Here is a 9,459-nt window from a genome sequence, read left to right on the forward strand (position 1 = left end):
TGATATGTACCCCCTTTACTGGACAAACCAGTAAAGGGGGTATTTATTATGCGTTACTCATTCGAATTCAAAATGAAATGTGTCGAATTATATCGGAAAGGAACATGGGTAGAAACTCCTGAAAATGTTATGCAAGAGAGTTTTAGAAGAAAAATATTGAATTGGGATAAAATTGAAAAGATTCATGGTCCTAAAGGATTGGAGCGTGTCAAAAAACAAAGAAATTGGACGGTAGATGAAAAATTGACATTTGTTTTACAGGTTTTAAATGGGAAAGCTCTATCAGAGGTTGCTTTTCCAGCGGGAATAAGTGTCGGATTATTAGGTTCTTGGGTTCACAAGTATAAAACTTATGGATATAATGGTTTAAAGAATAAGAAAAGACGACGACCATTATCTAAGGAGCCTATTATGAATAAAAAAGATGTGCCTGATAACCTTTCAGAATCCGAACGAGAAGAATTAGTTAGATTACGTAAACGAAATGCATATTTAGAAGCTGAAATTGCTGTTATAAAAAAACTGAGAGCCTTGAGAAAAGAACAGGAAGCTGCGCTTCTCAAGGCGAGAAAGCAGCGGTCATCAAAGAATTACGAGAAATAGGATACCAACTAAAACATCTTCTTAAAGCGATGAAAATGGCGAAATCTACTTACTATTTTGAATTGAATAGAGTTGATGCTGTGGCTGAGAAAAATGGTGTTTTATTATCAGAAATCAAAAAAATATTTCATGAAAATAAAGGTAGATATGGCGTAAGAAGAATTTACCAAGAACTTTGCCGGAGAGGTCACGTTGTTAATCATAAAAGAGTTCAACGTCTTATGCATATAAATGGATTGTTTGGAAAACGCCCTAAAGAGAAATACCATTCTTATCAAGGCAATGTTGGGAAAGTTGCTGATAATATTATTAACAGAGATTTTACGGCCGATAGGCCACTTCAAAAATGGAGTACAGATGTATCTCAATTCACTTTTCCTTGGGGAAAATGTTTCTTTTCTCCAATTTTAGATATGTCTACTAATGAAATAATCTCCTATGATCTTTCTCTAAGTCCCAACTTAGAACAGATTCAAAGGATGTTAAATAAAGCTTTCAAAAAATTCCCTAATGTAAATGGATTGATTCTCCATTCTGATCAAGGTTGGCAATATCAACACGCATTTTATCAACAGTCATTAAAAGAACGAGGAATTATTCAATCAATGTCTCGAAAAGGAAATTGTTATGATAATTGCATTATAGAAACGTTTTTCGCCAGAATGAAAAACGAAATGTTCTATGGTTTGGAAAAGCAATATTCTACCTTTAAGGAATTTCAAACGGCAGTTAAAGATTATATAGATTATTACAATAACAAAAGAATTCAAGAAAAAACAAAATGGATGTCCCCTGTTCAATACAGGGAAACATCCATGCGTTCAGCTTAATTATTAATGTGTCCAGGATTCTGGGTACATATCACTTTCCTAAGGCTCTTTCTTTGCTCTGTTTTTCGTCTATAAAATATGCTATACTGTTAGGGAAAGAAAGGAGATGGCTTATGACACCAAATAAGGAAGATTACATTAAAACAATCTATAAATTAGGCGGTAAAGATGAATTCGTTACGAATAAAGCCATCAATCAAATGCTGGACCTTTCAGCAGCTTCAACGACAGAGATGTTGAATAAGCTTGTCCATGATGGTACGGTTGAATACATCCGTTATAAAGGTGCAAAATTAACAGGGAAGGGAATTAAAGTTGCAGAACGTTTGATTCGTTCTCATAAAATATGGGAAGTTTTTCTCGTAAAATCACTTGGATTTAGCGGAGAGTCTGTTCATGATCAAGCAGAGATTCTTGAACATGCTTCTACTGTTGAAATGACAGAGCGATTAGCGGAATTTTTAGGGAATCCAACACATTGTCCTCATGGAGAAGAAATACCACCATTTTCAGAATAAAATAGCGATAAAACTGGTCTGTTTTGGCCAGTTTTTTTAATTTTTGCTCTAGTATTTATCCCGAAACTTTAGTACAATAATAGTACAGTTTAAGTTAGGTGTTTCATTTTTTTAATACAGAGGGGATATTATGACATCAAAGCATCAACAAATCATTCGTTATATTGAATCATTACCGGTTGGAGAAAAAATTTCTGTCCGTTCAATCGCAAAGAATATGGAAATGAGCGAGGGAACTGCTTATCGCGCCATTAAGGAAGCCGAGAATATTGGGATTGTTTCGACCATCGAACGCGTTGGAACGATTCGTATTGAACGTAAAACAAAGGATAATCTAGAAAAGCTTTCTTTTGGAGAAATTATTAAGATTATTGAAGGGGAAGTATTCGGTGGTCACGAAGGGTTAGATAAAATCTTAAACCGCTTTGTTATTGGTGCGATGACACTAGATGCGATGACGCGCTATATTCAGCCTGAATCTCTTGTGATTATCGGGAACCGTGAAGATGCTCAATTACTTGCTCTAAATCAAGGAGCTGCAGTTTTAATTACAGGGGGATTCCAAGCAACACCTCAATTGATTCAAAAAGCAGATGAACTTAAAATCCCATTGATGGGAACAACTTACGATACATTTACCGTTGCCAGTCTTATCAACCGTGCGATGACCGACCAGTTGATTAAGAAGAAAATCATGATTGTCGCGGATATTTACAACGATATTGAAAACACGAATTACTTGAAAATCGATCAAACCGTAAAAGAGTATCGCCAACTCAGTGAGAAGACAGGGAATTCGCGTTTCCCAGTTGTAAATCATTCGAATCGATTAGTGGGTGTGGTATCCGCTAAAGATATTTTAGGAAAAACAGATACGCTAACAATGGAGCGTGTCATGACGAAGAATCCGTCTGTATCAAAATTACATGCTTCAGTAGCTAGTGTTGCGCATTCAATGATCTGGAATGGGTTAGAGATGTTGCCTGTTGTGCAAGACAATATGGAGCTCATTGGGATAATTTCAAGACGAGATGTTATGAAGGCGATGCAGCTAACACAACGCCAACCGCAAGTAGGAAATACATTTGAAGATGACGTTAGTGAAAATTTAGAAATCGTTGAAGTGAATCCAACGGGAGCTAACTTTAGCTTTACAGTAACACCACAAATGACGAACAACCTTGGGATGCTTTCCTTTGGGGTATTATGTGAAGTGGTTTCGGTTGCTTCAAAAGAATTTATTCATAGAAGTCAACGTCGTAACACCGTGATTGAACAATTAGAAATGCATTACTTGAAGATGATTCCAATCGAAAGTCATATTGTGATTCAAATTCAAATGCTTGATAATGGTCGTAAAGTATCGAAATTAGATATTTCAGTATTATTAGAAAACTCAATTGTTGCTAAAGCAATTATGTCAAATCAATTAATGGAAAGAAACTAAGAATGAATTACAAAGAATTATTAAAAGAAATGATCACAGAGATTGAAAAAGCCGATTCAATTGTGATTTTAAGACATAGAAAACCAGACCCAGATGCTTTGGGGTCTCAGATAGGACTTAGTAAGTTGATTAAAGGATCTTACCCTGAAAAGGCTGTATATGTTATTGGAGATATGCCCGAAAACTTGAAGTATATCGGTGATATGGATGAGATTACACAAGAAGTATTCTCCAAATCTCTAGTGATTGTGGTTGACTGTTCAACACCTCGACTCATTAATTGTCCGTTTGAAGTAAATGTTGATGAGGTGATTAAGATTGATCACCATCCAAATGTGACTCCTTATGGAAAGATTTGTTATGTGGATACAACTGCCGCTAGTGCAAGTGAAATCATGGCTGAACTTGCATTTGACGCAACAACACCGTTTAAAATGACGAGTGAAGCAGCTAATGTTATCTACGCAGGGATTATCGGGGATACCGGACGATTCTTATATCCGTCGACTACTTCGAAAACTTTTGCGCTTGTATCAAAATTGATACAACACGATGTTGATTTGGCTGGGATTGCCGATAAGATGATTACAAAGCCTCTGAATGTGAATCGAATGACAGGGTATATTTACGAGAATATAAATGTGTCTCCTGAAGGCATGGCGAGTGTAGTTTTAACAAAAGAAGTGCTTGAACGGTTCCAAGCTACTGACCAATTAGCTTCACTTGTAGTTTCAGTTCCTGGAACGGTTGAAGGGATTCTGGCATGGAGTATGTATGTGGAACAAGAGGATGGCACCTTTAGAGTTCATTTGCGTTCAAAAGGGCCAACCGTGAATCATATTGCGCAAGCTTTCGGCGGTGGAGGACATACGCTAGCGTGTGGAATTCCTTCTGTTACGAAGAGTCAAATATTAGAAGTGGATGCTGAGTTAAAAGAGGCAGTGAAAGCCTTTAAGAAAAATTGAAATTACGCCCAAATAAGAGTATTATAAGATGTTGTATTTACAATAAAAATCAGTCCAATCATTGGATGAAAGGAAATATTAAATAATGAATTATACAGAGTTTTTTAAAAAGATTGATGCAGAAATTAAAAAAGCAGATTCGATTGTTATCTTGCGTCATGAATCACCAGACCCAGATGCAATTGGTTCACAAGTAGGGCTAAGAGAAATTATCCGCGCTACTTATCCTGAAAAAACAGTTTATTTACTTGGTGAAATGCCTAGCTCATTAACATATATTGGAGAAATGGACGAAATCACACAAGAACAATTTGATGCTTCTCTGATTATTGTTTTAGACTGTGCCAATACTCCACGTATTGACTGCCCATTTGAAGTAGATCCATCTAATGTCATTAAAATTGACCACCATCCAGATAGAGATGTGTATGGTGCGATTTCATTTGTGGATACAAATTCAAGCAGTACAAGCGAAATTCTATGCCGTTTTGTGTTTGGTGAAGAAAGTACATGGAAAGTCTCTAAAGAAGCAGCAAATGCATTATATGCAGGTATCGTTGGAGATACAGGTCGATTCCTTTATCCAGCAACAACTGCAGTAACATTTGCGATGGTATCTAAATTATTAGAATTCGATGTAGATATCTCAGGAATTGCTTATCATATGATTACAAACCCAGTTTCAGTTAGCCGATTAGCAGGTTATATTTACCAAAACATGGAAATTTCTGAAAACGGAGTTGCAGCGACAATTCTTTCACAAAAAGATTTAGAGCACTTTGGAATTGAAGAAGATCAAACTCATGGTGTTATCTCACTTCCAAGTACTGTTGAAGGAATTCATTGCTGGGCATTATTCGTTGAGCAACCAGATGGAAGCTACCGTGTAAATCTACGTTCGAAAGGTCCGATTGTTAACGAGATAGCTCAGAATCATGGTGGTGGAGGACACCCATTAGCCTCAGGAGCCGTAGTATCCACCTTAGAGGAAGCACATCAGATTATTGCTGAATTAAATGAATCTGCAAAAGCATTTTTAAGTGCTAGATAATTTTTAAAATCCTAACTCTTGTTATTTATTGCGTTAGGATTTTTTGTACTCAAGCAGTCTGATTCTTTCCTAAAATGCGATATAATAACCGCTTTCAATTGTTCTGAAGCTATATTTGCTGTAAAATAGTATTGGTTACATGAAAATATTTCAAATTAAAGAAGGAGAAAATATGAATAGGTTACTTAAGAAAATATATGCTAGCTCAGTTATTTTGGCTTTATTTGCAAACCAGTTTGTTCCGCCAATGGTTCATGCACAAGAGACGACTAACTTGCAAAATACTGCTGTAACACTTACGACTTCAAATGGTGTAACTACTCAAGAAATAACAACTAGTGATTCGAATGAAGAAAATGCGTCTGCTGCTACAGTTGGGATTGCACAGATTGGAAAAGTAAAAGTGACCTCGGCTAATACAACTGGGGAAATCCCACAATATACGACGGCAAACAGACAAGGAACAATTTTCTTGGATGGTGCAAGAGTAGAACAACCTGTCATTGGAGGGTATATCGAAATTAAGTATCCTACAGAATACATTGACAGTTTTTCTGTTGCAAAAGGGGGGCCAGTTGAGAGAACAGATAATTCAACTCCGGGTGTTCTAAAAGTATATCTTTCTGATATTACACAAACGACTTCTGCAAGTTTTCCATTTACATTTAAGTTTAAAGATCGGGTGACACCTGAAGGTTATTCTTTCACTCCAGAAATTTCATTGAAAAGTTCAACGGGAGAAACATTATCTCCATCGTTAAATGATTTGAAGTATACTGTTAAAGTAGATAAGCAATCGTTGTTTAAATATGATGGCCCAAACGATACCCAAAATTATACAGCTGATAATAAAGAACTTTACGGAGGCACTGCAACGAATAACGGAATCACAGGTCCTAGAGATGTTCCTTTCAAATTTAGTTTATCCACGAATACTGGAGGGGGAGGTCAAACTCAAAACTGGGGAAATGGAAGAGCACAAACACGTGCTGTTAAAACTATTACTGTAACGGATACTTTACCTACTTATACGAAAATAGATGGTTCAACTGGAACTGCTGTTTTTGATCCTGCAAAGAATCCAGGATGGACTTTGAATGCGGATGGAACCGTGTCAACAACAGTCACTGGTGGGGATGAGTTAATTAAGTTTAATACCGAAGCAGAGAATGCTTTACGAGAATTAACGTTATTATTAAGCTTCCCAGATGCAAAAGTAAAAACAAACATTGTTAATAATGTAAAAACAGAATTAAGTTTTGTAAATCAAAGTGATACTGAAGAAAACTTAACCTTAAATGATTCTATTCAATTCAAATTAATTGGAGAACTTATTAGTGATGGTGCAACAGGTAAGTCTAATAATGATTCTCAAACATTAAGAGTAGATGAAGGAACTCCTGATTCTGCAGTTTCAACTTGGAATTTAATTTTTACGAATACTGCTCCAAATGCAATTTCAGAACTGATGCTGATTGATGATACGTTAGATTCTCGCATGTATTATTATGCTGTGGGTGTACCGTTTGTTAATGCACCGTTTGATTATGATGTTTATGGTATTAAGGCTGATGGTACTGAGGTATTTTTAGGTAGTGTTGAAAAAGGAACTAACAAACAAGTTATCGTTGATCAAGAGGCTAATGATGCGATTACGAACCAAGCCAAACAGATTTATGCTGGAACATTAGATAAAGCCAACGCATCTAGAGTGAGTAGAACATATCAAAGTATCAAAATCAAATTGAAGGATGGAAGGACCATTCCGCCATATGAAAGAACTTCAGTTTTTGTTCAAACAAAATTATTAAATCCATTCAATGAGACAGAAAGAGAAAATCCAATTCGATATGAAAACAGGTTCCATGCAGAAGGTCTTGTCGATGGATTTAGCGAAAACGGAAAATTTGTAACAAAACCAAAAACTTCTTCAGAAAATTTAAAGTATATCGAGGAAACAATCCAATTAAATAAATCAACACGCACAAATCCTCAAGGTGTTTTAGGTGAGGTTGTTGAATACAATGTAACGATGAAATTTGATGGGTTGTCGAAAAATAGACGTATTAATGGTAGTAAGATTATTGATATTTTACCTGAAGGAATCACTTTCGTAAGTTATTATATTCATAAACAAGAACAAAAGAATATGCTCAAGAAAGAACCATATGTGATTGATGATTATAATGGTAGCGGAAGACAAGCCGTTGTTTTTGAATTAAAAGATTTGGATTTCTACAATGATAAAACCATTGATTTTCAATTTTCTCCAGTTGTAAGTGCAAAGATTACTTCAGATGCAATGCCAACTTCGATTCAAAATCCAGATGACTATAAGAAAAATACTGATAATCATGTGTACTTCACAGCAAATGATTTTTCACCATTACCTGGAAAAGTGAAGTCTCCATCTCTGGTAGATAATGTTTTCAAGGTTCCAAATACTGACGGAACAGTTTCTGATAAAATTATCGGTGCAAAGACAAAAACATTAGTAAATTTACCAACAGAAATTCGCTCAGAAAAATTCATCTCGACAGCAGATGGAAAGTGGACTAAAGAAAAAGTTTTGACGAATTATGATCAAGAATTCAAGTATCAGTTGCAGACGAAGAACTACAGCATTGCAACAATCAAAACATTCACTTTGTATGATCGACTTCCATATGCTGGTGATGAAAAAGGGTCTAATTTTACTCCGTTCTTAACGAAAGCACTTGAAACAGATCCCAAATTCACTGTTTATTACAGTACCGTCAAAGATTTACCTTCAGATCCTTACACTGCAACTCAAGCAGCAGGTTGGGTAAAGGCAGATGCTGTAACTGATTTTACAAAAATCACAGCAATTAAAATTTTACTTAATGAAGGAGAATCTATTATTCCTGGTGAGATTGTTGATTTTGTTTTACACATGAAGAATTCTTCATACACAGATGGATCTATCGATACAATGATTGCTAACAATTCATTCTATACGAATCGTGATGCAAATAATCCAAAAGCTTTAGGTGAGACAAATGTTGTCTCAAATCAATTACCTCAATATATCCCAGTTGAAAAGAAATGGGTAGGTGCTAGAGATGCTTCAGTTTCTAAGGTTAAAGTAGAATTATTTAAAACTTCAGATCCTTCAAAAGTGCTCAATACATTAGAATTAAATGAAACAAATGATTGGAAGGGAATTTTTAAACTTACGACAGATGGTAAGTTATTAGATCCTTCTGTGAAAAATTATGCTGTTCGTGAAGTCCTTGAAGAACAATATGGGCAAGATTATACGGTAGCCATTTCTGGAGATGTTCTAGTAAATGATGGGGTTACTATCACGAATACTCGGAATACTGTTTCACATACTGTAACAAAAGTTTGGAAGGATAATAACAATAAATTATCTTTACGTAAAGGTATTAAAGTTCAGTTGAAACAAAATGGTAAAAACTATGGCGCACCAATTGAATTGAATGAAAATAATCAATGGACGTATACTTTTAAAGATTTACCAGAATCTCTTAATGGAGTTAAATATGAGTATTCTGTAGATGAACTTGAAGTGCCAGAAGGATATAATCATAGTATTTCAAATGAGGGTACTAAGACAGTTATTACTAATACTATTTTAGATCCAATCAAAAAAGACTTGAGTTTCAAAAAAGAACTACAAGGACGAACCCTTCAAGAGGGCGAGTTCACCTTCAATTTGCTTGATGAAAAAGGGAATATTGTTCAAACTGCAACCAATAGTGCCGATGGAACTATCCAATTTACAAATCTGCAGTTTGAAAAAACAGGCACTTATACCTTTAAGGTAAAAGAAGTGTCAGGAACTGACTCAAGAATTACGTATGATAATAGCGAAAAAGAAGCTACTATTGTGGTTTCTCAAGAAGGTAAAGTGTTAAAAGCTGACATTCAATACGGTAAAGATATTACATTTATGAATGTTTTTACAGAACCTACTACGACGACTACAACAACAGAAGCTCCTACAACAACAGAAACTCCTACGACAACGGAAGCTCCTACGACAACAGAAGCTTCTACA

General features: G+C 35.5%; 7 protein-coding genes. All 7 read left to right on the top strand.

Translation table 11 applies throughout. The features are described 5' to 3' along the window. The first annotated feature begins 48 nt into the window (after positions 1 to 48). The gene (locus ADH02_RS03990; protein ID WP_048782316.1) at positions 49 to 603 is read left to right on the top strand and encodes a helix-turn-helix domain-containing protein; all 555 of its coding nucleotides are present in this window, start codon (positions 49 to 51) and stop codon (positions 601 to 603) included. Next, complete coding sequence (locus ADH02_RS03995; protein WP_239681719.1) at positions 582 to 1,433, top strand: IS3 family transposase; 852 nt, start codon at positions 582 to 584, stop codon at positions 1,431 to 1,433. The genes ADH02_RS03990 and ADH02_RS03995 overlap by 22 nt, the downstream gene beginning before the upstream one ends. Before the next feature lie 113 nt (positions 1,434 to 1,546). Further along, entirely contained in the window at positions 1,547 to 1,951 is a 405-nt protein-coding gene (locus ADH02_RS04000) for a metal-dependent transcriptional regulator (protein WP_048782766.1), read from the top strand. A 130-nt stretch (positions 1,952 to 2,081) separates the two neighbouring features. After that, the gene (locus ADH02_RS04005) at positions 2,082 to 3,398 is read left to right on the top strand and encodes a DRTGG domain-containing protein (protein ID WP_048782767.1); all 1,317 of its coding nucleotides are present in this window, start codon (positions 2,082 to 2,084) and stop codon (positions 3,396 to 3,398) included. A gap of 2 nt (positions 3,399 to 3,400) precedes the next feature. Then, on the top strand, positions 3,401 to 4,363 hold the full coding sequence (locus ADH02_RS04010; protein ID WP_048782771.1) for a DHH family phosphoesterase: 963 nt from the start codon (positions 3,401 to 3,403) through the stop codon (positions 4,361 to 4,363). Positions 4,364 to 4,448: 85 nt separating this feature from the next. Further along, on the top strand, positions 4,449 to 5,414 hold the full coding sequence (locus ADH02_RS04015; protein ID WP_048782773.1) for a DHH family phosphoesterase: 966 nt from the start codon (positions 4,449 to 4,451) through the stop codon (positions 5,412 to 5,414). A 172-nt stretch (positions 5,415 to 5,586) separates the two neighbouring features. Next, on the top strand, positions 5,587 to 9,459 hold a 3,873-nt coding region (locus tag ADH02_RS04020), incomplete at its 3' end, for a Cna B-type domain-containing protein (RefSeq protein ID WP_048782775.1).

Source organism: Streptococcus sp. 263_SSPC (assembly GCF_001071995.1).
Lineage (GTDB): Bacteria > Bacillota > Bacilli > Lactobacillales > Aerococcaceae > Granulicatella.